Below are 23,193 nucleotides of genomic sequence, written 5' to 3' on the forward strand. Positions count from 1 at the left end.
GCGCATGGAAGGGGGGTGGCGGAAAGAGACGATTGCGGCCCCGAAGCCGCATGCCTACGATGGCGCCATGGCGATCGACCCAGACCTGGCGCAGCGGCGGCTTGCCGCGAAGCGCTCCGAACTCGAAGAGTTTTCCCGCCTCTCCGAAGAGGCGCGCAAGCCGGTGGAACTCGACCAGCAGTCGGTGGGTCGTTTGTCGCGTATGGACGCCATGCAGCAGCAGGCAATGGCGGAGGCAACCGAGCGCGCGCGGCGCCGCGACCTCGCCCGCATCGAATTGGCCGAGCGGCGGCTGGCGGAAGACGAATACGGATACTGCCTCGACTGTGGCGAGGAAATTCCCGAGCGGCGGCTGGAGATCGATCCGATGGCGGAGCGCTGCGTACGGTGTGCGGGCAGCCGGTAGCACCACGCCGCTTCCCACTATCCAAACCTGTGCAAACCCCGTCGCGGGCCCACACCGCGCCATAATTCCCCCCTACCCGGCGTGCGGGGTTGTTCTTTCATACATGGCTGTTGAATGTCGTTCCTATTGCGTCTTGTCGCGTCCGTGCTTCTTCTCCTCGCCTTTCCCGCTCATGCCGTCCAGCGGCCGCAATATGTGATCGTCTCCTTCGACGGCGCGTCCTTCATCGAGCAGTGGGAGCGCAGCCGCGAACTGGGAAAGCGGACAGGCGCGCGCTTCACCTACTTCCTGTCCTGCGTCTATCTGCTCTCGCCCGAGACGCGCGATGTCTATCGAGGCCCCGGCACGGCGGCGGGCAGGTCCAATGTCGGTAACGGCGCATCCAAAGAGGACGTGCGCCGGCGGCTCATGCAGATTTGGCAGGCGCGTGGTGAAGGCCATGAGATCGCCAGCCACGGCTGTGGCCATTTCGACGGCGGCGAATGGAGCGTTTCCGACTGGAAACAGGAGTTCGGCCAGTTCAGCACTATTCTGCGGAACGCTTGGAAGATCAACGAGATCGACGGCGAGCCCAAAGGGTGGCACCGTTTCGCCGACAGCGAGATCGTCGGCTTCCGCGCGCCTTACCTTTCCACCGGCCCCGGCCTCTTCGCCGCACTGGATGAGGAGGGCTTCCGCTACGACGCCAGCACCGTGTCGCGCGGGCCGGCAGCGCCCGCTGCCAAGGGCTTCGTGACGCATTTCTCCCTGCCTCTCATCCCTGAGGGGCCGAAGGAGAAGCGCATCATCGCCATGGACTACAACCTCTATGTGCGCCATTCGGGCGGGCTGGAGCGGCCGAGCCAGACGCAGGCCTTCGAGGACCGCGCCTATAACGCCTTCGAGGCCGCCTTCGAAAAGGAATATGCGGGGGAGCGCACGCCGCTGCAGATCGGCTTCCACTTCACCCTCATGAACGACGGTGCCTATTGGCGCGCGCTGGAGCGCTTCGCCGAGGCCGTCTGCGCCAAGCCGGCGGTGCGCTGCGTCAGCTATCGGCAATACCTCGACGAGACCGCGCCGGCATCTGCCGCACTGCGGGGAAGCGTCGACGGGTGAGAATACCTCCGCCATGCGCCCTCGTGGTTCGGCAAGCTCGCCTGAGGGCGCTTGGCGCCGTCTAAACCTCACGCCGCCGGCTGGTCCTCCGGCGTCACGCCAGCCTGCTCGCGCTCCATGTAGTGCCGGTCGATGTCGGGCAGCGGCTCGCCCTTGAGCGTCGCCTCGAAGGCCTTCAGGCGCTTGTAGATCGACATCAGCTCGACGATCGTCGTCCAGGAATTCACCAGATACTGGAAGGAACCTTCAACGCGGCTGAAAGCGCGGATGATCTGCTGCATGACGCCCAGCGTTATGGCGCCGCCGACGATGGAGGGTCCGAGCGCGATATAAGGCACCAGGTTGCCGATCTGCAGATAGAAGATACGCACCAGGTTGAAATACATGTAGTTGAGATAGAGGCGGAAATAGTTGCGGCGGACATTGTCGAACAGCTCGCGCACTGTGGGCGGCTCGGCGCGGTCGGCATGGTCCTCGCCATAGACCAGTTCCTTGCGGTAAGCCGCCTCCACCCGCTGGTTGCGGAACTCCAGGCCCGGCAGCCGGATGCCGGCCACGGCCACCAGCGCCGTGCCCAGTACAGACCACAGGATGGCCACAAAGACGAGCCCCTGGCTCACCTCGCCGATGATCGGCAGTTCCTTCACGTTCGCCGACAGACCCCACAAAAGCGGTAAGAAGGCGATCAGCGTCATCAGCGAGTCGAGCAGGCTGATGCCCAAGCTCTCGGTGATCGAGGCGAAGCGCATCGTGTCTTCCTGCACACGCTGCGCCGCGCCCTCGATGTGCCGCAGCTTCTGCCATTGCGCCATGTAGTGCGCGTTCATCGCCGTGCGCCAGCGGAAGATGAAATGGCTGACGAAGAAGCGGAAAAGCGTGCCGAAGAAGACATAGACCAGCGCAATGCGCAGAAAGGCGGCGATCTGCCAGTAGAATTCGCTCGCCTCCACGGCGTTCGGCGTGCCGAGGGCCGTCTGCACCATGTCGTAGAAGGTACCGAACCACTCGTTGATCATCACGTCGAGCTGGACGAGGAACCAGTTCACGAACAGGATGAGCGCCGAGCCGGCAACCGACCAGCGCGCCCATGTGTGCGGCGAGTACCACATCCAGCCGCCGACGAAGATGCCGATGACGGCGATGAAATACTGATAGAACCAGAAACCCCCGGCTGACGACGCCGCTTCGGCAGCGGCGGCACGCGCCGCCTCCTCCGCCTCGGGGCCGAGCGCGGCGGGATAGCCGTAGCCGAAGAAGCCGCCGAGGCTCAGCGACGGTCCGAGGCCCTTTGCCAATCCGTACCACAGGAGAATGCAGAAGAGGCTCCAAAGAATGAAGCTGGCGAAGAACAGACGCGGACGGGGGAAGAAGGAGACGAACATGGTGCATTCCTGAGTGCGGGTATAGAGCTGACGCAGGCCCCGCGGGGCGTTATCTATCGCGCCGTATCCGAAGCGATACGGCGCGCCGCACATTACGGACGCCCATCACGCACCACAACATACGATTCTGTAACGTTGTGGTGACGGCCGTAAGCCCTACAAGTAAAGGGCCCGCCGTTTATGGCGGGCCCTTTATCCACCAGATAACTGACTCTGCCTTGTCTTTCCTCAGCGCTCCTCTGTCGCCAGTGCCCGCCAGGTGGCGTAGAGCATGAGCATCAGCAGGATGGCGAACGGGAAGCCGGTGGCAATGGCGCCGGCCTGCAACGCCGTTAGGCCGCCGCCCAAAAGCAGAACGATCGCCACCAGCCCTTCGAAGATCGCCCAGAAGACGCGCTGGGCCACCGGAGCGTCGATCTTGCCGCCGGCGGTGATGGTGTCGATCACCAGTGAGCCCGAGTCGGACGAGGTGACGAAGAAGACGATCACCAGGATGATGCCGATCAGCGAGGAGATGGCGGCCAACGGCAGGTCCGCCAGCATGGCGAACAGCGAGAGTTCCGGCACATAGTCGACCACCGTCTGCTGGACGCCCGTATAACCCTCGACCAGGAACTGATCCAGCGCCGTGCCGCCGAACGTGGTCATCCAAAGGATGGACACCAGCGTCGGGATGATGAGCACGCACGTGATGAACTCGCGCACCGTGCGGCCCTTGGAGACGCGGGCGATGAACATGCCGACGAAGGGCGACCACGATATCCACCACGCCCAGTAGAAGGTGGTCCAGCCGTGCACGAAGCCAGTGTCGTCACGGCCGACCCAGTTGGAAAGTGTGGGCAGGTTCTTCACATAGGCCCAGACGTTACCGAAGAATCCGGTGATGATCGCCAGCGTCGGCCCGAGCAGGATGACGAAGAGCAGGAGGGCGATGGCCAACACCATGTTGATCTCCGACAGCCGCTTGACGCCCGCATCGAGCCCCGCCACGACCGAGACCAGTGCAATCGCCGTGATCCCCATGATGAGAAGCACGGTGTTGGTGTCGTTCACCGCAACCCCGTAAAGCTCATTGAGGCCGGCCATGGCCTGCGAGGCGCCCAAACCCAGCGAAGTCGCCAGGCCGAACAGGGTGGCGAACACCGCCATGGTATCGATGACATGGCCGACCCAGCCGCGCACGCTCTCGCCGAAGATGGGATAGAAGGCGGAACGGATGGAAAGGGGCAGGCCCTTATTGTAGCTCGCCAGCGCCAGCGACAGCGCGAGTACCGCATAGATCGCCCAGGGGTGCAGGCCCCAGTGGAAGATGGTGGCCGCCATGGCCATCTCGCGCGCTTGGGCCACGGCGCCCGGCACCACCGCGCCGTCGACCACCGGCGGCGCCACGCCGAGTGGCGGGTTGTTGAAATGATACATCGGCTCCAGCACGCCGAAGAACATCAACCCGATGCCCATGCCGGCGGCGAAAAGCATCGCGAACCAGCCCGCATAGGAATATTCGGCCACGGCGTCCTTGCCGCCGAGGCGCACCTTCCCAAGCGGCGTCAACGCCACCACGAGGCAGAAAATGACGAACAGGTTGGCCGAGATCATGAAGACCCAGTCAAAGGTCGAGGTGAGCCAGGTGCGCAGCCCCTCGAGCACCGGGCCGACGCTGTCACGGAAAATCAATGTGACGATGACGAACGCGACAATGACGACGGCAGAAACGAAGAAGACGGGATTGTGGACATCCAAGCCCATGATCCGGACATTGTCCTGCCCCGGCGCAAGGCCGTGCTCCTCCTGGACGGGCGTATCAGCCATATTTAACTCCATTTTTGTCCGGCACAGGCAAGAATAAAGGCCCCACGGCCCACGCGCCGGAACATTCCTCCGCACAACGAGCCTGTAGAAAAACAGACGTCGGAAATGGTCTCTTTGCGACCTCAACCGTGCGGAATGAGACGAAAGTCCAACAATTCAGGCGGAAAATGAACCCCGCGGCGGCAAAAATGTGGCGACATCGGCGCGTTTCCAGAAGATTCTCGCCGCTTGGGCGCATGACGCTTGACGCGAGGAGTGCGACAGGGAAGCATCTACAACGTTCATAGCCGGAACAATTCGTCGCAGGGCGCATTATATCCGGTGCAACGTCACGTTGGAGAGTCTTATGAGAAAGCTCATTCTTTTGGTGCCGTTCCTGGTTGCCGCCGCAGCATGCACGCCCACGGAGCAGGGCGCGGCAATCGGCGGTCTGGGTGGCGCGGCAGTCGGCGCGGCGGTGGCTGGTAACGAGCTCGAAGGCGCAGTCGTCGGCGGCGCAGCCGGCGCTATCGCCGGCGCGCTCATCGGACGTGCGTCCGAGGGCCGTAACCAATGCATCTACCGCGACGAGTACGGCCGCCGCTATACCGCACAGTGCCCGCGCGGCTACTGAGCTTTCTGCCGCGGCACCTGCCGAACGGCAAAAACCAAATGGAAAGGCCGAAGCGCGCTTCGGCCTTTCTCCTATTCGCGACGACCCGTTGATTTCGGGAAGACTGCTCGCTTAGCTAGGCTACCCGCCGCTTCGTCTCCCCCCCGCGCCCACTCGGGCAGCATGTCGCCATGGGCGGCGATGAGGTCATCGGTAAGGTTCCATATCTGTTCAAGGTCGAGTTCCGCCGCCGCGTGCGGGTCCATCATCGCCGCGTGATAGATATGCTCGCGGCTCTCCTTCATGAGCGCGGCCACCGTCAGTTCCTGTACGTTGATGTTGGTGCGCATCAGCGCCGTGAGCTGGGGCGGCAGGGAGCCGACCACCGTTGGCTGAATGCCGTTGGCGTCCACCAGGCACGGCACCTCCACCGCACAACCCTCAGGCAGCGACGTGATGTAGCTTTTGTTGGAGACGTTGCCGTAGATGACGGAAGGCTCGCCGGTCCACACGGAGTTCATGATCGAGGAGGCATATTCGTGGCTCTCCTCCACTTCGATGCGCTCGGCTTTGCGATAGGCGTCGGCCTGCGCCTTCCAGCGCTCGATCTGCTCCACGCAGCGCTTTGGATATTCGTCGAGCGGGATGCCGAACTTCTCGATGAGGTCGGGCCGGTCGCGCTTGATGAACCATGGTACGTATTCGGCGAAATGCTCGGAGCTCTCGGTGACGAAATAGCCGAGCCTCGTCAGCATCTCGTAGCGCACCTTGTTGGGGCAGCGCGGGTTCCAGTGGCTAGGCTTCGGGAAACGCTCTTCACGGTAGCCCTTGAGAAGTTCGGGATAGAGGTTCTTGTAGCTCCCGTCCGGCTGCCGGTGCTCGAAACTCAGGTAGAAGGCCATGTGGTTGATGCCGGCGGCACGGTAGCGGATATCCTCCACCGGGATGCCGAGATCGCGCGCAAGCTCCCACGCCGTGCCCTGTACGGAGTGGCACAGCCCCACCTGCCGGATCTGCGGATATTTTTCGGCGATCGCCCAAGTATTGATGGCCATCGGGTTCACATATTGCAGGAGGATAGCCCCGGGGCATACCTCCATCATGTCCGCACACACGTTCCACAGGTGCGGCACGGTCCTGATGGCCCGCATGATGCCACCCACGCCCAGCGTGTCGGCAATCGTCTGGCGCAGGCCATACTTCTTCGGCACCTCGAAGTCGATCACCGTCGATGGCTCGTAGCCGCCCACCTGGAAGGCGACGATGACGAAATCAGCGCCATCGAGCGCAGCACGCCGCTCCGTATACGTCTCCACCTTCGCCGGCCCCCCCAGCGTCGCCACCAGCTTATTGGCGACGACCGCGCTTTCCTCCAGCCGCTGCCGATCGACGTCCATCAGCGCGACGGTGGCGCCGGCAAGGGCGGGACGCTGCAGCACGTCGCCGATGATGTTCTTCATGAACACCGTCGAGCCCGCGCCGATGAAGGCAATTCTCGGGTATGCCATTCTGCTTTCTCCGAAATTCAAGCGGCAATTTCAAACGCGGCACGGACGAGCCGCGCCGTATAGTCGGTCTTGGGGTTGGACAACACGTCTTCCACCGGGCCTTCTTCGACGATCTTGCCGAACTGCATCACCATCACCCGATGGCACAGAGCCCGCACCACCTTCAGGTCGTGCGAGATGAACAGGTAGGAAAGGCCCTTCTCGTCCTGCAGCTTACGCAACAGCTCGATGATTTGCGCCTGCACCGACAGATCGAGCGCCGAGGTCGGCTCGTCGAGAAGGATGAATTCCGGCTCTAGAGCGATCGCCCTGGCAATGGCGATGCGCTGGCGCTGCCCGCCGGAGAATTCGTGCGGAAAGCGGTTGAGGATCGTGTCTGGCAGCCCGGCGTCGACGAGTGCCTGGCGCACGCGGTCCACCCGCTCGCGCGTGTTCGCGCCAATGCCGTTGACGATCAGCCCCTCCTCGATGATCTGCCTGACCGACATGCGTGGGTTGAGCGAGGCGAAGGGGTCTTGGAACACCACCTGCATGCGCGAACGCAGCGGCTGCATGGCCTTGCGGTTCCGCCCGTGGATCGCATCACCATTGAAGAATATCTCGCCGCCCTGGTTGTCGATCAGCCGGATGAGGGCCTGGCCGAAGGTGGTCTTGCCCGAGCCGCTCTCACCGACGAGGCCAAGGGTCTCATGGCGCTTCAAGCCCAGGTCGAGATTATCGACGGCCACCAGGTCGAAATAGTCGGGCTTGAACATGCCGCCGCGCCGGAGCTTGAAGGTGACGTTGACCGTTCTGCCCTCCAGCACGATCGGCTCACCCCCGCCGAGTGGCTTTGCCGAACCCTTGGGTTCAGCGCCCATGAGACGTTTGGTGTAGGGGTGTTGTGGCTTGCGGAACAGCGCCTCTGTCTCGTTGTGCTCCTGCACGACGCCGTTCTGCATCACATAGACGTATTCGGAGAACTGCCGGACGATGGTCAGGTCGTGGGTGATCAGGATCACCGCCATCCCGTACTTATCCTTCAGCTCCTTGATAAGATTGAGGATCTGCGCCTGCACCGTCACGTCGAGCGCCGTCGTCGGCTCGTCGGCGATGAGGATATCCGGCCGGTTGGCCAAGGCCATCGCGATCATCACGCGCTGCCGCTGACCGCCGGAAAGCTGGTGTGGGTACTGCCTCAGCCGCGCCTCTGGCTCGGGAATATGCACTTCCTCCAGAAGCTGCCGCGCCCTTTCCGTAGCTTCCTTGCCGCTGATGCGATTGTGCAGATGCAGGATCTCGCAGATCTGCCGGCCGATCGTATAGACCGGGTTGAGCGAGGACATGGGCTCCTGAAAGATCATCGAGACCTTTTTGCCGCGCAGACGCCGCATCCCCCGATCGCTCATGGACACGATGTCCATTCCCGAAAGCGTGATGTTCGTGCCCGGTTTGATCGTCGCCCGCCGCGACAAGAGCCGCATCACCGTGCGCGCGGTGACCGACTTGCCCGACCCGCTCTCGCCCACCAGCGCGATCGTTTCGCCCTTGTGGAGCTGGAAGGAGACGTCGCGCACGGCATTCACCACTCCACCCTCGACCTTGAAATCGACGGCGACGTTGCGCGCGTCGAGGATCAGCTCGCGGCCGTGCTGGCCGAGGTCGTGCCGCTCGGGCGGGGCGAAGGGATTGCTTCTGTCGAGCATCTGTTCCCCCTCAATACGGATCGATGGCATCGCGCAGGCCGTCGCCCAGCGCGTTGAAGGCGAAGACGGTGATCAGCACGAACACCACCGGCGAAAGGATCCACGGGTAGGAGCCGATTACCGAGAAGTTTGACGTGTCCTGCAGCATCAGCCCCCAGGAGATGAGCGGTGGCTTCACCGCAAAGCCGAGGAAGCCTAGGAAGCTTTCCAGGAGCACCACCGTCGGGATCGCCAGGGTGACGGCGACAATCACATGGGAGAGCACATTGGGCAGGATGTGGCGCAGGATGATGCGCCCGTCGCCTGCCCCCACCGCCATCGCCGCGCGTACATAGTCGACGCGCGCCAGCGCCAGCGTCTTGCCGCGCACCTCGCGCGAAAGCTGCGCCCAACCGAGCGCGGCGAGCACGACGACGACGAAGGCCAGGAAGACGTTGGACGACGCGGTGGCCGGAATCAGCGAAGCGAGCGCGAGATATAGCGGCAGCTGCGGGAAGGCCAGCACCAGCTCCACGAAGCGCTGTAGCCAGGTGTCCGCGCGCCCGCCCAGATATCCGGAGGTGATGCCGACCAGTGTGCCGACGGTCGTCGTGATGCTAACGACGATAAGAGCGATGGCGAGCGAGATGCGTGCGCCGACAATGCCGCGCGAGAAGATATCGCGGCCGAACTTGTCGGTGCCCAGGAAGTGCACCGGCTGGCCGTCGCGCGCGCCGAAGAAGCGCACCTTGGCTGGAACGAGGCCGAAGAGCCGATAGGAACTGCCCTCGACGAAGAAACCGAGCACAATCGGGTTCCCCAGGTCCGGCCCGGTAACAGGCTGAAACGTCACGGGGTCAAGCTCCCCCGTCTCTCCGATCGGATAGGCGTAGGGCATGAGAGAGAAGCCGCCGTCGGGCGCGAAGAATGTGATGTGGTCCGGCGGCGCAAAGGCGATGCCGGGCTCCTTCGGGTTCATCGGCGCGAAGAAATCGCCGAAGATCGTCACGATCACCAGGAGCGACACCAGCACCAGGCCGACCATGCCGCTGACGGAGCGGCGGAGGCGCCGCCAGACGAGGCGCGAATAGCTCTCCTCGCCATGTCCGGGCCGGGTCATCGGTACCTCCGGCGGCATTCCAGGCGTGGTTTCCTCGTGCTCGGTCGGTGTGGGAAGAATGGTCGTGCTCATTCGGCTGCTCCTCCCAGTCGTACGCGCGGGTCGAGCAAAGCCAGCAGGAAGTCGGCGATGATGTTGCCGATGATCAGCGTCGCCGCCAGCACCAGCATGAACGTGGCCGTCACATAGACGTCGCCGCGGTTCATGGAGCCGACGATGGCCGGCCCGACGGTGGCGAGCGAGAAGACGATGGCGACCTCGATCTCGCCGGTCAGCATATAGGGCAGCACCACGCCCTGATAGGCGACGAGCGGATGCAGCGCGTTGGGCACGGCATGCTTGAGCACCACCGCGCCTTCCGACAGGCCCTTGGCGCGCGCCGTCTCCACATATTGCGCGTTCAGCGTATCGAGCAAGTTCGACCGCATGACGCGCATGTTGTAGGCAAGCCCACCGAAGGTGGCGATGGCGACCACCGGCCAGACGTGCTTTACCAGGTCGACGAACTTACCCCACGACCACGGTGCCCCGCCATAACGCGGCGAGAAGAAGCTGCCAAGCTCCTGCACGTTGAGCTTGAAGGCGAGGATGTAGAGAATGATCAGCGCCAGCAGGAAGCGCGGGATCGTCATCCCGAGGAACGAGATGAACGAGAACAGCGTGTCGACCCAGCTATACTGCCGTGTCGCCGCGACAATGCCGAGCGTGATGCCCAAGATCGACGCCAGGATGTGACAGGTAAGCGCCAGCAGGATCGTGCGCGGCAGCCGCTCCGCGACCACGTCGCCGACAGGCTTGTTGTAGAAGAAACTATGCCCGAAATCGCCGCGCGTAACGATGCCGGTGAGCCAGCGCGCATATTGCACGGGGATCGGATCGTTGAACCCGCGCGCCTCGCGCCAGGCCTCGGCCTGCGCCTCCGCCTGCTCGATAGAGGCGCCGCCCTGGTTGATAAGCTGGGAGCGGATGTAGTCGCCATAGTCGCCCGGCGGCGCTTGAATGATGGCGAAGGTCACCACGCTCAAAACGAACAGAACGGGCAGCGCCGACAAAACGCGTATGGTCACGAAGCGCAGCATGTTTCAACTCTTCCTGGTGGACGAGGGGGCGGCCCCCTCGTCACCGTTGTAGCCTCAGTTCACCGGACCGTCCGCGCCCGGCTCGCCGGGCAGCGTCTCGGCAAACAGCTCGTAGTCCTGCTGCTTGTCCTCCGGCACATACACCCGCTCGCGGATGATGTTGTCCTCGGCCCAGTTGAACATGAAGATGGGCGCGCCCGCGGGGATGTTGGCAAAGCGCTTGTTGATGATGAGCGCACCAGGATATTGCGTCACGCCGATCCCCCACAGGTTCTCGGTGTAGAGCTTCTGGTACTTCTTCATCAATTCCTTGCGTTCCGCATTATCCTGGCTCGCTGTGAAGGCGTTGACGGCCTCAACCATCTCCTCCTCGAAAGGCAGGAGGTCGAGCGTGCCGTCCGAGCCCGCACGTCGCGTCCAGGTGGAGCGCGGCCCGACGGCCGCCAGCCGCTCCGTGAACTTGAGCGCTGTCGCGAGTTCCTCTGAGTTGCGGTTCAACGCCCAGTCGAACTTGCCGCCCTGCATGAGCTGGGAGTGCGTGTTGGAGTTCTGGATGTCCAACACCACCCTGAGGCCGATCCGCTCCATCATGGCGATGACGCCCTCGGCAAGGCTCCTGTCGGTCTGGTAGTCGCCATTGATGAGCATGACGACCTCGACGTCCTCACCGCCCACACCCTCCGCGTCGGCAGGGAAATTCACGATACCGTTGCCATCGGTGTCGGTCAGCCCGGCCTTCTCGAGAAGGGCCTGCGCGGTCTCCACCGAATAGGGATAGTAGACCGTGGACTCCTTGTCATAGAAGGACGTTCCGGAATAGAGCCCGCCCGGATAGATAGCCGTGAACGGCCCCTTGACCAACGCCTCGCCCAGCCGCTGCCGGTCGAGCGCATGGGACACGGCCTTGCGGAAATCGAGATTGCGGTTGAGTTCCCTCAGCGCCTGGCCGCGTGCATCGGGGCTACCCCAGCCGTTTGCCGAGAGGTTCGGATAGACCGTGTAGCCGATGGTGCGTGCACCGAAGGCGAGCCGCGCCGGTGCGTCCTCGTTGGCCGCCTTGCGCAGCGCCTCGACATAGTTCTCCGGCTGTTCGAGGTTGGAGAAGTCGCCGGTGCCCGCCACCGCCTGCACGTCGCGGTCGGCCCAGGTGGACAGCTTGTAGTGCAGTTCGTCGAGATAGGGCAGTTGGTTGCCTTCCTCGTCCACCTTCCAATAGTAGGGGTTGCGGCGCAAGACGATGATATCGTCCGACCGGTGCTCGACCGGCACCCACGCCCCCATCACCGGCCAGTTCATGAATTCCGGCGGGAAGGCATTCTTGTACTGCTCGTAGGTGTTGTCCGAGTATTTCGGATGCTCGGGCTTCAGGATATGCGCCGGCCCGGGGCAGAAGGTGCCGTAGGCCATCTGGTAGAGGTATTGCTCGGGAAACGCCTCCTCGAACGTCCACCGGATCGTGTAATCGTCAAGCGCCTCCAGTTTCGTGCCGGCGCCGCCGAAGGTGTCGGGTGTCGCGCCGTTGAGGGGCGAGACGTTCGGGTCGAGTACATGGTCTTCCCAGTAGAACATCACGTCCTCGGCATCGAAGGGATCGCCGTCGGACCATTTCGCGCCCTCGATCAGCTTCATCGTCAACTGGTGGCCGTCCTCCGACCATTCCCAGCTTTTGGCGAGGTTCGGCATCGGCTCGAGCTCGTCCGCTCTCACCGTGAAGAGCGGCCCGACGCGGGTCAGGCATTCCGACATGCCGATGTCGATGCCGCCCCAGCCCTGGCTCTGGCCGGCGATGTAGTTCCAGCCCTCCGGCCTCCCGCCGATGACATGGCGCATTACGTCGCCATAAGTGCCGATACCGTCGGGCATGTTGCCGGCCTTGAAGACCAGCGGCTCCTTTGGCAGGCGCTCGGCCACCGGCGGCAGCTTGCCTGTCTCGACGAACTTCTCGGTCACCCAGCCGGGCTCGTGATATTCGTCCAGCGCGCGGTATTCCATGATGTCGGAAATGCCGACGAAAACCGGCTCGGTCTGGGCCGCAAACTCCGGCGGATCCGGCGGGACGGTCGGCTCGACCATCTCAGCATGTACTGCCAGCGCGGACGCGCCCAACAGCAGACTTGCCCCGCCAAGGGCAATCAGCTTCCTGTACATCTTTCCTCCCTTTCATCGCTTTACGCGTATTGCCGGAACTCCCATCCGGGCACAGTTGCGTACCCCATGACGGTACCCCTTGCGCAAAGCCACGCAATCCGGTTCTCTAAGCACTTGTTCCGGTTTTTAAAGATCGGGGAGGAAGCATGTCGGATGTGATCGAAAGGAGCCGTGCGCGGGAGGGAAAGGCGAAGGCGCCGAAGCCGGTACCGCGTCCCGATCGCCGGTTCTATGCCACCACGAAAGCCTTCGGCCGCTTCGGCATCCGCTGGTTCGACCCGCAACTGATGCCGTCCGAGCATTGGCACGGCCATATCGAGTTCAACTGGCTGACCGAGGGAGGGATGGGCTATCTCTTCGACGGTCGGCCCGTGGGGATACCCCCGCAGCGCCTGGTGATGTTCTGGGCCGGCATTCCGCACCGTACGGTGAGCACCGACCGGGGGAGGAGCGGTGAGGCCCGCCAGTGCAACATCTACCTGCCGCTCGACACCTTTCTCTACATGCCCAATCTGGGCCGCCTTACCGAAACAATGATCGGCGGCGGCGTCATTGCGCTGCCGGACGACGCCGTCGACAACGCGCTTCTGGAGCGCTGGTACCAGGATTACCGCAGCGGCGACGCCGAGCGCACGGACATCCTGAAATCCGAGATCGCCAATATGCTGCGGCGTACGACACTGGTCGGCTGGGAAGAACTCCTGCCGCCATGGATCGAGACGCTGGAGCCGGTGACCCGCACCGCCTCGCCGCTCAGCTACGTGGTGGCGATGGTGCGCTATATCCACGAGAACCTGGCCGAGCCGATCTCCTCAAGGGACATTGCCCGCGTCGTCGGCCTGCACCCCAACTATGCGCTAAACCTGTTCACACGGGTCATGCGCATTCCCGTGCGCCGCTTCGTCATCCGCATGCGGCTCATCCGCGCCCGCGCGCTGCTCTTCGAGGGCAACCTATCGATCGCCAACGCTGCCTTCCAGTCCGGCTTCACCTCGCTCAGCCAGTTCTACGCCCATTTCCGCGCCGCCTACGGTATGACGCCGCTGGAGATGCGGCGGAACCTGGTGGCGAGCGGAAAGCTCTCCGGGAAGCCGGGAAAGGATACCTGGACAGACTGCCAGCGCGATGCCGTGTGAGGCGGGGCCGTGGGAGGCGGGTCGTTCAAGCCGCCCGCCGCACCTCCTCCACCTCCTTTGCCAACGCCACATGCACCAGCGCCGACAGAAGCCGTGGCAGGTCGCGCCGCGTCACCAGTTGCGCAAGCCCCTCCGCGCTCGCGGGCAGCCCCACCTTCTTCGCCGCGTCCAGCGCCTTGCGGTCGGCAAAGGGGTAGAGCTCGTCCCAGGCGCTTTGCACCTCGCGGAAGAAGATGTCCGCACCGACATCGCCGATGCCCTTGAATTCCTTCAAGAGCTCACGCTCGCGCTTGGGGTCGCGCCCCGCCGTCTCGCGCAGCTTTCTGAGATCGCCACCGTAGCGCTCCAGGATAAGGTCGGTGGAAAAGCCGATATAGCGCGAGGTGCTCTCGTCGTAGCGGGCATAGCCGGAGCGGTTGAGCACTTTCACCCGTTCCGCCCACGTCGTCGCCGCCATCTTCTTCGGCGTGCGCCAGCCCTGGTCGAACAGGGCTTGCGCCGCGTTCTGCGCAGCGCAGGCGGAAATGCGCGCACTGAACAAGAGCGAGGCGATCAGCCACTGGTAAAGGGGCGCCGGCGTGTTCTTCGCCACGTCGATGCGCAGCATGTCGGCATAGCTCTTGGGATAGCGGTCGAGTGCTGCCCGCGCGAGATTTCGGTCGCTTGCCTTGGCCATCGTCACACCTTTCTCGCTTTCGCCTACCAGACGCGCGAGAGCCAGGAATGTTCCGATGTCCTCAAGCCGCGGCTTTCGCCCGCTCCGGAAACAGCTTCGCCAGCCCCTCGGCGGAAGCCTCGGCGATCCCGCGCTCGGTGATCAGCCCGGTCACCAGCCGCGACGGCGTCACGTCGAAGGCGGGGTTGCCAGCGGGGGTCGCGTCGGGCGAGATGCGCACCTGCCGCGTCTTCCCGTCCTCGTCACGCCCCCACACCAGCGACACCTCGTCGCCCGAGCGCTCTTCGATGGGGATCTCCTTGACCCCGTCGCGCACCGTCCAGTCGATGGTCGGCGAAGGCAGGGCGACGTAGAAGGGAACGCCATTGTCCCGTGCGGCGAGCGCCTTCAGGTAGGTGCCGATCTTGTTGCACACGTCGCCATGGGCGGTTGTGCGGTCCGTGCCGACGATCACCATGTCCACTATGCCCCTCTGCATCAGGTGCCCGCCGGCATTGTCGACGATCAGCGTATGCGGCACGCCATGCCCCGCCATCTCCCACGAGGTGAGATGCGCTCCCTGGTTGCGCGGCCGCGTCTCGTCCACATAGACGTGGACGGGGATGTTCTCCTCCGTCGCCAGATAGATCGGCGAGGTCGCTGTGCCGTAGTCCACCGTCGCCAGCCAGCCGGCATTGCAGTGGGTGAGGATGTTCACCGGCTCGCCCGGCTTCTTGGACCTGGCGATCTCCCTGATGATCTCCAGCCCGTGCTTGCCGATCGAGCGGTTCAAGTCCACGTCTTCATGGGCAATCTCCGCCGCGCGGCGATACGCCGCCTCTGCGCGTTCGGGCTCCGGCAGGGGCTTGAGCAGATTGCGCATCTCGTCCAGTGCCCAGCGCAGGTTGATGGCCGTGGGGCGCGTTGCGTGCAGCTCTTCCCACACCGCGTCGAGCGCCCCGTCGGACGGATCCTCGCGCATCCTGATCGCCACGCCGTATGCCGCCGTCACGCCAATCAACGGCGCCCCGCGCACCCACATGTCGCGGATGGCGGTGGCGATGCCCGCGACGTCGCGCACGTTTTCCACGCGGAACGCGTGCGGCAGCCAGCGCTGGTCGATGAGGTCGACGGACCAGCCGTCCACGTTCACCCAGATGGTACGGTAGTGCTTGCCTGCGACTTTCATGACTGCCTCCCCGTCAAGGCGCCAGCGCGCCCTTCATCAAGCAGTTGCGCCAAGTGGTTGATCTCCGTGAGCGAGGCGATGTGGCGCCGGTTCACCGCGATGTGACGCCCGAGCTTGAGCGCCGCGGCCTCGCAGGTCGCCCTCAGCCCCGTATCCTCGATATCCTCGAAGTCGGCATTGTGGGCGAGGCCGAGGATGCGCCGGTGCATCTCCACCCCGGCAAAGCCCAGCATGTCGGTCCAGATCTCGTGCAGCACATGGCCGAGCGCCTGTTCGGCTCCCAGCGCGTCGCCCTGATCCTCGTAGAGGCAGCTAGGATACAGCATGCCCGCGCGCTCCGTGCGCCACAGCCGGGAAAACTCCGCCCGGAAGACGGCCCACGTGTCCTCGATCACCTGCAATAGATAGGCGCGCATTGCGTCACGGGAACCCCCGGCCTCGTGGCCTTTCTGCGAGAAGAAGGCCATCCAGTAGTTGGCGAGCAGCATGCCGACGTCGAAGGCAATGGGGCCGTAGAAGGCGAATTCGGGATCGATGACGCGCGTATCCTTAGCCGTCACCATCACCGAGCCGGTATGCAGGTCGCCATGCACCAGCGTCTCGGCCTTGGCGGCGAAGAGATGCTTCATCCTCTGCGCTTCGACCTTGAGGTCGCGGTCAGCCCTCAGCTCCGCCACCACCGGGTCGAGCTCCGGCGTGTGCCGGTTCATGGGTGCGTCGAAATAGGGATCGGTGAAGACGAGGTTCTCGGTGATGTCGCAAAGCTCGGTGTTGTCGGCAAACAGCGCCAGGTCCGCCTTGCGTTCGCGCGTCTCCATGTGGAAGTCCGAGCCGCGGAAGAGCGTGCGCGCCATGAAGAGCCCGAGGTCCTCGGCGATCCTCGGAAGCCGTTCCCCCTTGATGAGCGCGCGCCGCAGGATGATGTGCGGCGACAGATACTCCATGACGATCAGCGCCTGAGCCTCGTCGAAGAAAAAGACCGCCGGCACCGATCCCGGCGCCCGCTTTTCCTGCCGCGTCAGCGCGTGATACTCGAAGAAGGAGCGTTTCAGCGGCAGCGGCCAGCTGTCGCCGACGAGCCGCACATAGGGAAGCGCCTGCTTGACGACGACGCTGCCCACCTCGCCCTCGGCGATGAAGACGAGGTTGAGGTTGCCGTCGCCCACCTCGCGCACCTTCCAGCGCTCCGGCGCCGCACCGACCCGCTCCGCAACGGCCGGAATCGCACTCAGCCGCGGGGCCAGCGTCTCCACCGTCAACGCCTGAAACGCGTCTTCCTTCATTCTTTTGCCTCCTCCCGTCTCCTCCAGCGGTTGTGGAACAGGGCACCGACCATCCACAATCCCGACCCACGCTAGCAAGGCTCTGTCATTTGTCAATGATGTTGACAAATGCTTGGCCTGTGCCTAGCGTCGTTCTGGGAGGAAGTCATGGCAGAGGACGCCACTTTCCGCATTGCGGGTCTCGGCAAGTCGTTCGGCCGCAACGAGGTACTGCGCGGCATCTCGCTGGAATTGCGCGCCGGCGAGGTGACCGTGCTGATGGGCGCCAACGGCGCCGGCAAGTCCACCCTCGTCAAGATCATGAGCGGCATCCACCGTGCCGACAGCGGTTCCATGGCGCTGGGCGCCTCCCCCTTCGCGCCCGCCACACCCGCCGAGGCGATGCGCGCCGGCGTCGTCACCGTGCATCAGAACATCGACGACGGCGTGGTCGGCACGCTCGACGTCGCCACCAACCTCGTCCTCGACCGGCTCAACGGTGCCGGTCGTGGCACCTTCTTCAACCCCCGCCGTGTGCGCCGCGAAGCGCGGGAGGTCGCAAGCCGCATGGGGCTCGCCATCGACCTGTCCGCCGATGTTACCGAGCTTGCGCTGGCCGACCGGCAGATGGTGGCCATCGCCCGCGCCATGGCACACGAGCCGAAGGTGATGATCCTCGACGAGCCCACCTCGTCCTTGTCGAGCAACGAGGCCGAGCGCCTCTTCGCGCTTATCGAACGCCTGCGCGCCCGCGGCGTCGCCATCCTCTACATCTCGCACCGCATGTCCGATATCCGCCGCGTGGCCGACCGCATTATATCCTTGCGCGACGGGCGCATCACCGGCCTCTTCGAAAAGCCGCTCGACTACGAGGGCGCGGTCAACGCCATGCTGGGGCAGAGCCTGGGGGTGAGCGGCGTTGCCTCGCAGGCGGCAACGCGGGCGATCTTCGCAGCAAGCGGTCTGCAGCTTGCCGAGGGCACGCCGCCGTTCTCGCTCGAACTCGGCGCCGGCGAGGTGGTGGCCGTCACCGGCCTCGTCGGCGTCGGCAAGACGCGGCTGGCCGAAATCCTCTTCGGCATCCAGGCTCCGCTCGCCGGCGAAATGCACCTCGACGGCAGCCCCTACGCGCCGGCAACCCCCACCGAGGCCATCCGCCGCGGCGTCTTCCTGGTCGCCAAGGACCGCGCCAAGACCGGCATCGTGCCCGATTTCAACATTTACGAGAACATGAGCCTGCCCTTCCTGCCGCGCTTCTCGCATTTCGGCATGGCCAGGCGCCGGGCAGAACGCGCCGCCGCGCGCCGCCAGATCGCCGACCTCAAGGTGGTCTGCCGCTCCGAGCGCGACGATCTCGCCACCCTTTCGGGCGGCAACCAGCAGAAGGTGACGGTCGCGCGCTGGCTGTCGCAGTTCTCCCGGATGCTCATCCTCGACGAGCCCTTCCAGGGAGTCGACATCGCCGCCCGCCACGACATCGCGGCCAAGCTGCGCGAGAGCGCCGCCAAGCGGGCAACGCTCCTGTTCCTGACGGAACTCGACGAGGCCTTGGAGACGGCAGACCGCATCCTCGTCATGTCCGAGCACACAATCGTCGGCGAGCATTTGAACCGGGACGTGGACATGGATCGCCTGCTGGCCGAGGTGGCGGGCAAAGGGCTTCAGGGCGCGGCGTGAAGGAAGTGGAGAGTTCAACTCATGGACAGTAACCTGGCCGAGAAACCGACGGCTGAAATGCGCGAGACGACGCCCGCCCGTCCGCGCCTTCCGCTGCGCGCGCTCGTCATCCGCTACGGCTTTCTCGCCCTCCTTGCCGGCCTCGTCGTCTTCTTCTCGCTGGCCACGCGCGGCTTCGCCTCGCCGCAGGCCGCTGTCTTCATCCTGCAGTCGGTCTCCATCACCGGCATCCTGGCGCTCGGCGTCACGGCCACCCTGGTCGTCGGCGGCTTCGACCTTTCCATCGGCTCCATCGCCACCTCCGCCATGATGGCAGCCGCCTATGTCATGGTCATCCTGGAGCAGAACGCCTTCGTTGCCGTCGTCGCCTGCCTCGCCATCGGCGCTTTCGTCGGCCTCATCAACGGCCTCATCATCTGCTATATGCGCGTGCCCGATCTGCTCGCCACCCTGGGCATGATGTTCCTGCTCATCGGCCTGCAGCGCATCCCCACCGAGGGCCGCTCCATCGCTGCAGGCATGACCATGCCCGACGGCTCCACCGCCGAGGGCACCTTCAGCGCCGCCTTCCTGGCGCTCGGTCGCCACCGCTTCGACTTCTTTATCGAAAACCTGGTGCCGGCCGCGGTGGTGGTGCTCATCGTGCTCGCCGTCCTCATCTGGTTCTTCCTCGAATACACCCGCTTCGGCCGCATGATGTATGCCGTGGGCTCTAATGCGCGCGCCGCAGAGTTCGCCGGCGCACCGGTCAAGGCCTACAAGATCTGGGCCTATGTCATCTCCGGCGTCTTCGCATCCATCGGCGGCATCCTCTTGGCCGCCCGTCTCGGCCGCGGCGACATCGCTTCGGGCAACAACCTTCTGCTCGACGCGGTCGCCGCCGCCCTCATCGGCTTCGCCGTCCTGGGCGCGGCCAAGCCAAACGCCTTCGGCACGGCCATCGGCGCGCTTTTCGTCGGCGTGCTGCTCCAGGGGCTGACCATGATGAACGTGCCCTATTACACACAGGATTTCGTCAAGGGGGCGGTGCTGGTCGTCGCGCTCGTATTCACTTTCGCACTGCTTGGCCGCAACGGCCGGTAGGCGGGACATCGGGAAGGTAAAAGTGGAGGAAACCATGAAATTCTCACGCAGACATCTGGGCAGGCTCGCCGCCGGCCTTCTGGGGGCAAGCATGCTGTGGCCGGCGGCCGCAGGCGCGCAGGACATGCCCGCCCCCTTCGACAATCCGGGCGACGTGGAGATTGCGCTGGTGCGCTATCTTTCGACCGGCGATTTCTTCCAAGCCTATCTGTCGGGCGTCGAGGCCCAGGCCAAGGCGCTTGGTGTCAACCTGCGCGTCTTCGACAGCCGCCAGGACGCGGCCCTTCAGGCCGACATGGTGGACCAGGCGATCGCGCTCGGCGTCGACGGCATCGTCATCCAGCACGGCCTGACGGAATCCATGAAGGAAGCCGCGCAGCGCGCCGTGGACGCCGGCATCAAGGTCGTCGCCTTCGACGTCAACGTGGAGAACGAGGCGATCCCGCAGATCGAGCAGTCCGACCGCGACCTTGCCCGCCTGGCGCTCGAACAGGCGATTAAGGACAATGGCGAAGAGTGGAAGGCGGGCTATGTCTACGTCGCCGGCATCGCGCCGCTCGACCGGCGCAACGAGACCTGGGTAGAGTTCAAGGAGAAATATCCGGGCATCGAGGAAGTCGCGCAGTTCGGCACGCTCGACAACCCGATCGCCAACTCCGTCGCCAACCAGGCGCGGTCCGTGCTCTCGGCCAACCCGGACGTCCAGGTCGTGTTCGCCCCCTATGACGAGTTCGCCAAGGGTGTGAAGATCGCCGTCGACGAGGCGGGCATGTCCGACGCGATCAAGATCTACTCCGCCGACATCTCGACGGCCGACATCTCCGCCATGCGCGAGCCCGGCAGCGCCTGGGCGGCGACGGCCGCCACCAATCCGGCCGTGGTCGGCGAGGTCTCCGTCCGCGCGCTCGCCATGCTTCTTGCCGGCGAGGACCCCGGCCAGAACGTCATCGTCCCGCCGACGCTGATCACGCAGGCCCAGCTCAACGAGGAGGACATCAAGAACATGGAGGAACTGTCGCAGAAACTGCCGCAGTTCGCCCATGCCGATGTCGCGGTGCCGGAATGGATGCCGCTGCCGCCGCGGGATTGAGGCGATTTCGCCGTAGAATATGAAGGGCGGCTCTTGGGCCGCCCTTTATTGCGTTTGGATTGAGGCATTTCAGGGAAATAGGCGGCGTCACGCTCTCGTGGTTCGACAAGCTCACTATGAGGGCTTGGGCGCAGCCCAACGTTCAGCGTTGAGGATTGCAGGGCCGCCTGCCTGCCTTCACCCTCATGGTGAGCTTGTCGAACCACGAGGGTGAAGGCACCCACCGTCAGGCCTTTACCGCAGCGCCGCCGCGATATTCCCGCCATCCACGGTCGTCACATCCGCCGTCGTGCGCTCCGCCAGCGCCTGGTGCAGGAAGGCCTGCGCCACGTCTTCCGCGCGCACCTCCAGCCCCAGCAGGTTGCCGCCCATATAGTCCTTCTCCGACACCCCGCGCGCCTTGGCGCGGCTGGCGATCATCTCGTCGGTCAACAGCCCGGAGCGGATGCGGTCGGCATTGACCGCGTTGGAGCGGATGCCGTCGGCCCCGTAGTCGAGGGCGTATTGGCGGGAGAGGAACAGGGTGGCGGCCTTGGGCAGCCCGTAGGCACCGAAATTGGCGCCGGGATTCACTGCCTGCTTGGACGTGTTGAAGAGAAGCACACCGCCGGTCTTCTGCATCTGAAAGATGCGCACGGCGTTCTGCGCCACGCTCTGGTGGGCGAAGAAGTTGAGCTCGAAGCTCTTGCGCAGGGTGGCGTCGTCGAGCTCGCCGATCCTGCCCTGCCAGGCCGCACCTGCGTTCGAAATGGCGATGTCGACACCGCCATAGACCTCCACCGCGCGGTCGAAGGCGGCGCGCACGGAGGCGAGGTCCGTCACATCGGCACCGACACCGGTCGCGGCGTTGCCCACTTCCTTGGCGACTGCCTCGGCCTTCCCGGCGTCGAGGTCCACCAGCACCACATGCGCGCCCTGGGCGGCGAAGAGCCTGGCCGTGGCGGCACCGATGGCGCCGGCGCCGCCGGTGATCAGCATCACCTGGCCGGACAGCGCCTTCGGCTTGTTGGCGGCGAGCTTGGCCTGCTCCAGCGACCAGTATTCGAGTTCGAAAAGGTCAGAAAGGGCGAGCGGATGGAAGGAGCCGACGGTCTCCGCCCCGGTCACCGCCTCCACCAGCATCTCGCCGCAATCGGCCGCGATCTTCGCTTCCTTCATGCTGCGCCCGTGGCCGAAGAGGCCGAGGCCCCGAACGAGGGTAAGCCGCGGCATGGGGTCGAGCATGGTGCGCTTGACGTCGTCGCGCGCGTCGTTGCTCTCGAAATAACCACGATAGCGGGCGGAGAACTCCGCCACCTTCGCGCGGATCGTCTCGCCGTACTCCTCGAGCTTACCCGCCTCCGGCGCCGGCAGCACCATCGGGCCGGTCTTGATGCGGATGGAAAGATCGGGCGTGGAAACGCCGCGCGTGGCAAGCTCCTCAGCAGTCTCGGCGTTCACATAGTCGAGTATCTTCGGCGAGGTACGGAAATCCGAGACCATGCGGCCGAAGCGGCCCTCCCCCTCGGGAATAGCGATGGCGCCGCGCAGATAGGGTCCGATCTCGGCCGGCTTGGCGAGCGCTGCGGGCGGCGTCACGGTGGCGAAGGGCTTCTTGCCCTTCCGCGCCACGCAATCCTCGGCCATGGTCACGAACTCGATCATCAGATCGTAGGCTTCCTTCGCCCCTTCGGCGAAGGTGAAGATGCCGTGCTTGTCGAGGATGAATCCTTCCATGGAAGGGTCGGCGTCGTAGATGTCGGCGGCCGCCTTGGCGAGGTCGAAGCCGGGCTTGATGTAGGGCACGAAGCCGAGGCGCTTGCCGAAGACCTCGCGGCACAGCGGTTCGCTGTCCTCCTGGTCGACCAGCGCCAGAATGGCGGTGGAATGCGTGTGGTCGACGAATTTGTGCGGCAGGAAGGCGTGCAGCAGCGTCTCGATGGAGGGGTTGGGAGCATAGGCGTCGATGAGGTTGGCGCGCTGCATGGCCACCATGTCCTCGTCCGAAAGCGCGTCGAGCTTGCGGGCGGCCAGAAGCGCGTCCATCTTCACCGCCGGCAGGCCGGCAGGCTCGATGACGCCCATATCCCAGCCGCTGCCCTTGACGCAGAGCACGTCCCATTCCTGGCCGAGAATGTCCGTCGCCCTGGTCTTCAGCGAGGTGTTGCCGCCGCCGTGCAGCACCAGCCGCGGCTCGCCGCCAAGCAGGCGGGTCGTGTAGACCCTGAGCGCCAGGTCGCGGCCAACGCCCTTTTCGGCATAGTCCTCGACAAGCTTTTCGGCATGGCTGTCGTTCCAGAGATTCTGCATCGTCTT

The 23,193-nt window shown here is 64.6% G+C and carries 18 protein-coding genes; 7 read left to right on the plus strand and 11 right to left on the minus strand.

Translation table 11 applies throughout. The annotated features are described in order from the left end of the window. Positions 1-67 precede the first annotated feature (67 nt). The gene (locus GPJ75_RS15375; RefSeq protein WP_163269329.1) at positions 68-406 is read left to right on the plus strand and encodes a TraR/DksA family transcriptional regulator; all 339 of its coding nucleotides are present in this window, start codon (positions 68-70) and stop codon (positions 404-406) included. Between the two features lie 114 nt (positions 407-520). Continuing rightward, entirely contained in the window at positions 521-1,504 is a 984-nt protein-coding gene (locus GPJ75_RS15380) for a polysaccharide deacetylase family protein (protein WP_163269195.1), read from the plus strand. A gap of 68 nt (positions 1,505-1,572) precedes the next feature. Here the strand turns inward: GPJ75_RS15380 and sbmA are convergent, their stop codons facing one another. After that, a complete protein-coding gene (gene sbmA / locus GPJ75_RS15385; RefSeq protein WP_163269196.1) occupies positions 1,573-2,886 on the minus strand; it encodes a peptide antibiotic transporter SbmA in 1,314 nt (437 codons plus the stop codon). 228 nt (positions 2,887-3,114) lie between these two features. Further along, positions 3,115-4,695, minus strand: a complete 1,581-nt coding sequence (locus GPJ75_RS15390; RefSeq protein WP_163269197.1) for a BCCT family transporter — start codon at positions 4,693-4,695, stop codon at positions 3,115-3,117. 346 nt (positions 4,696-5,041) lie between these two features. Between GPJ75_RS15390 and GPJ75_RS15395 the strand changes: the two genes are divergently transcribed. Next, positions 5,042-5,308 carry a YMGG-like glycine zipper-containing protein gene (locus GPJ75_RS15395; RefSeq protein WP_163269198.1) on the plus strand — a complete coding sequence of 89 codons (267 nt, stop codon included), beginning with the start codon at positions 5,042-5,044 and terminating at the stop codon, positions 5,306-5,308. Between the two features lie 71 nt (positions 5,309-5,379). On the opposite strand, the gene melA is transcribed toward GPJ75_RS15395, so the two are convergent. The 5 genes from melA to GPJ75_RS15420 are packed head-to-tail and all read right to left on the minus strand — an operon-like array spanning position 5,380 to position 12,806. Beyond that, positions 5,380-6,795 carry an alpha-glucosidase/alpha-galactosidase gene (gene melA / locus GPJ75_RS15400; RefSeq protein ID WP_163269199.1) on the minus strand — a complete coding sequence of 472 codons (1,416 nt, stop codon included), beginning with the start codon at positions 6,793-6,795 and terminating at the stop codon, positions 5,380-5,382. A gap of 17 nt (positions 6,796-6,812) precedes the next feature. Beyond that, entirely contained in the window at positions 6,813-8,480 is a 1,668-nt protein-coding gene (locus tag GPJ75_RS15405) for an ABC transporter ATP-binding protein (protein WP_163269200.1), read from the minus strand. Positions 8,481-8,490: 10 nt separating this feature from the next. Next, entirely contained in the window at positions 8,491-9,597 is a 1,107-nt protein-coding gene (locus GPJ75_RS15410; protein WP_163269330.1) for an ABC transporter permease, read from the minus strand. Positions 9,598-9,647: 50 nt separating this feature from the next. Further along, positions 9,648-10,658: an ABC transporter permease gene (locus GPJ75_RS15415; RefSeq protein WP_163269201.1), complete on the minus strand. Its 1,011-nt coding sequence runs from the start codon at positions 10,656-10,658 to the stop codon at positions 9,648-9,650. A gap of 54 nt (positions 10,659-10,712) precedes the next feature. Then, positions 10,713-12,806: an ABC transporter substrate-binding protein gene (locus GPJ75_RS15420; protein ID WP_163269202.1), complete on the minus strand. Its 2,094-nt coding sequence runs from the start codon at positions 12,804-12,806 to the stop codon at positions 10,713-10,715. A 146-nt stretch (positions 12,807-12,952) separates the two neighbouring features. Here GPJ75_RS15420 and GPJ75_RS15425 point away from each other — a divergent pair, with 146 nt between their 5' ends. Next, on the plus strand, positions 12,953-13,942 hold the full coding sequence (locus GPJ75_RS15425) for a helix-turn-helix domain-containing protein (RefSeq protein WP_163269203.1): 990 nt from the start codon (positions 12,953-12,955) through the stop codon (positions 13,940-13,942). Positions 13,943-13,967: 25 nt separating this feature from the next. Here GPJ75_RS15425 and GPJ75_RS15430 read toward each other — a convergent pair whose 3' ends face one another. The 3 genes from GPJ75_RS15430 to mtnK all read right to left on the minus strand — a co-directional run bounded on the left by GPJ75_RS15430 (position 13,968) and on the right by mtnK (position 17,069). Further along, entirely contained in the window at positions 13,968-14,618 is a 651-nt protein-coding gene (locus tag GPJ75_RS15430) for a hypothetical protein (protein ID WP_163269204.1), read from the minus strand. 61 nt (positions 14,619-14,679) lie between these two features. Continuing rightward, entirely contained in the window at positions 14,680-15,786 is a 1,107-nt protein-coding gene (gene mtnA, locus GPJ75_RS15435; RefSeq protein ID WP_163269205.1) for an S-methyl-5-thioribose-1-phosphate isomerase, read from the minus strand. Continuing rightward, entirely contained in the window at positions 15,783-17,069 is a 1,287-nt protein-coding gene (mtnK, locus tag GPJ75_RS15440; protein ID WP_163269206.1) for an S-methyl-5-thioribose kinase, read from the minus strand. The genes mtnA and mtnK overlap by 4 nt, the downstream gene beginning before the upstream one ends. A 147-nt stretch (positions 17,070-17,216) precedes the next feature. Between mtnK and GPJ75_RS15445 the strand changes: the two genes are divergently transcribed. From GPJ75_RS15445 to GPJ75_RS15455, 3 genes are read left to right on the plus strand one after another with little or no spacing between them, the layout of a single operon-like run. Continuing rightward, a complete protein-coding gene (locus tag GPJ75_RS15445) occupies positions 17,217-18,725 on the plus strand; it encodes a sugar ABC transporter ATP-binding protein (protein ID WP_163269207.1) in 1,509 nt (502 codons plus the stop codon). A 57-nt stretch (positions 18,726-18,782) separates the two neighbouring features. Continuing rightward, a complete protein-coding gene (locus GPJ75_RS15450) occupies positions 18,783-19,808 on the plus strand; it encodes an ABC transporter permease (RefSeq protein ID WP_163269331.1) in 1,026 nt (341 codons plus the stop codon). A 34-nt stretch (positions 19,809-19,842) separates the two neighbouring features. Then, on the plus strand, positions 19,843-20,898 hold the full coding sequence (locus GPJ75_RS15455) for a substrate-binding domain-containing protein (RefSeq protein WP_163269208.1): 1,056 nt from the start codon (positions 19,843-19,845) through the stop codon (positions 20,896-20,898). A 234-nt stretch (positions 20,899-21,132) separates the two neighbouring features. On the opposite strand, the gene GPJ75_RS15460 is transcribed toward GPJ75_RS15455, so the two are convergent. Then, positions 21,133-23,187: a bifunctional aldolase/short-chain dehydrogenase gene (locus tag GPJ75_RS15460; protein ID WP_163269209.1), complete on the minus strand. Its 2,055-nt coding sequence runs from the start codon at positions 23,185-23,187 to the stop codon at positions 21,133-21,135. Between the last annotated feature and the right edge of the window lie 6 nt (positions 23,188-23,193).

It is taken from the genome of Chelativorans alearensis (assembly GCF_010993735.1).
Lineage (GTDB): Bacteria > Pseudomonadota > Alphaproteobacteria > Rhizobiales > Rhizobiaceae > Chelativorans > Chelativorans alearense.

Excerpts from the sequence above, each read along its gene's own strand:
- GPJ75_RS15450 (WP_163269331.1), top strand. The coding sequence starts at position 18,783 with ATGCGCGAGACGACGCCCGCCCGTCCGCGCCTTCCGCTGCGCGCGCTC.
- GPJ75_RS15455 (WP_163269208.1), top strand. The coding sequence starts at position 19,843 with ATGAAATTCTCACGCAGACATCTGGGCAGGCTCGCCGCCGGCCTTCTG.
- GPJ75_RS15395 (WP_163269198.1), top strand. The coding sequence starts at position 5,042 with ATGAGAAAGCTCATTCTTTTGGTGCCGTTCCTGGTTGCCGCCGCAGCA.
- GPJ75_RS15390 (WP_163269197.1), bottom strand. The coding sequence starts at position 4,695 with ATGGCTGATACGCCCGTCCAGGAGGAGCACGGCCTTGCGCCGGGGCAG.
- GPJ75_RS15405 (WP_163269200.1), bottom strand. The coding sequence starts at position 8,480 with ATGCTCGACAGAAGCAATCCCTTCGCCCCGCCCGAGCGGCACGACCTC.
- GPJ75_RS15460 (WP_163269209.1), bottom strand. The coding sequence starts at position 23,187 with ATGCAGAATCTCTGGAACGACAGCCATGCCGAAAAGCTTGTCGAGGAC.
- GPJ75_RS15410 (WP_163269330.1), bottom strand. The coding sequence starts at position 9,597 with ATGCCGCCGGAGGTACCGATGACCCGGCCCGGACATGGCGAGGAGAGC.
- GPJ75_RS15380 (WP_163269195.1), top strand. The coding sequence starts at position 521 with ATGTCGTTCCTATTGCGTCTTGTCGCGTCCGTGCTTCTTCTCCTCGCC.
- GPJ75_RS15415 (WP_163269201.1), bottom strand. The coding sequence starts at position 10,658 with ATGCTGCGCTTCGTGACCATACGCGTTTTGTCGGCGCTGCCCGTTCTG.
- GPJ75_RS15445 (WP_163269207.1), top strand. The coding sequence starts at position 17,217 with ATGGCAGAGGACGCCACTTTCCGCATTGCGGGTCTCGGCAAGTCGTTC.
- melA (WP_163269199.1), bottom strand. The coding sequence starts at position 6,795 with ATGGCATACCCGAGAATTGCCTTCATCGGCGCGGGCTCGACGGTGTTC.
- sbmA (WP_163269196.1), bottom strand. The coding sequence starts at position 2,886 with ATGTTCGTCTCCTTCTTCCCCCGTCCGCGTCTGTTCTTCGCCAGCTTC.
- mtnK (WP_163269206.1), bottom strand. The coding sequence starts at position 17,069 with ATGAAGGAAGACGCGTTTCAGGCGTTGACGGTGGAGACGCTGGCCCCG.
- GPJ75_RS15430 (WP_163269204.1), bottom strand. The coding sequence starts at position 14,618 with ATGGCCAAGGCAAGCGACCGAAATCTCGCGCGGGCAGCACTCGACCGC.
- mtnA (WP_163269205.1), bottom strand. The coding sequence starts at position 15,786 with ATGAAAGTCGCAGGCAAGCACTACCGTACCATCTGGGTGAACGTGGAC.
- GPJ75_RS15420 (WP_163269202.1), bottom strand. The coding sequence starts at position 12,806 with ATGTACAGGAAGCTGATTGCCCTTGGCGGGGCAAGTCTGCTGTTGGGC.
- GPJ75_RS15375 (WP_163269329.1), top strand. The coding sequence starts at position 68 with ATGGCGATCGACCCAGACCTGGCGCAGCGGCGGCTTGCCGCGAAGCGC.
- GPJ75_RS15425 (WP_163269203.1), top strand. The coding sequence starts at position 12,953 with ATGTCGGATGTGATCGAAAGGAGCCGTGCGCGGGAGGGAAAGGCGAAG.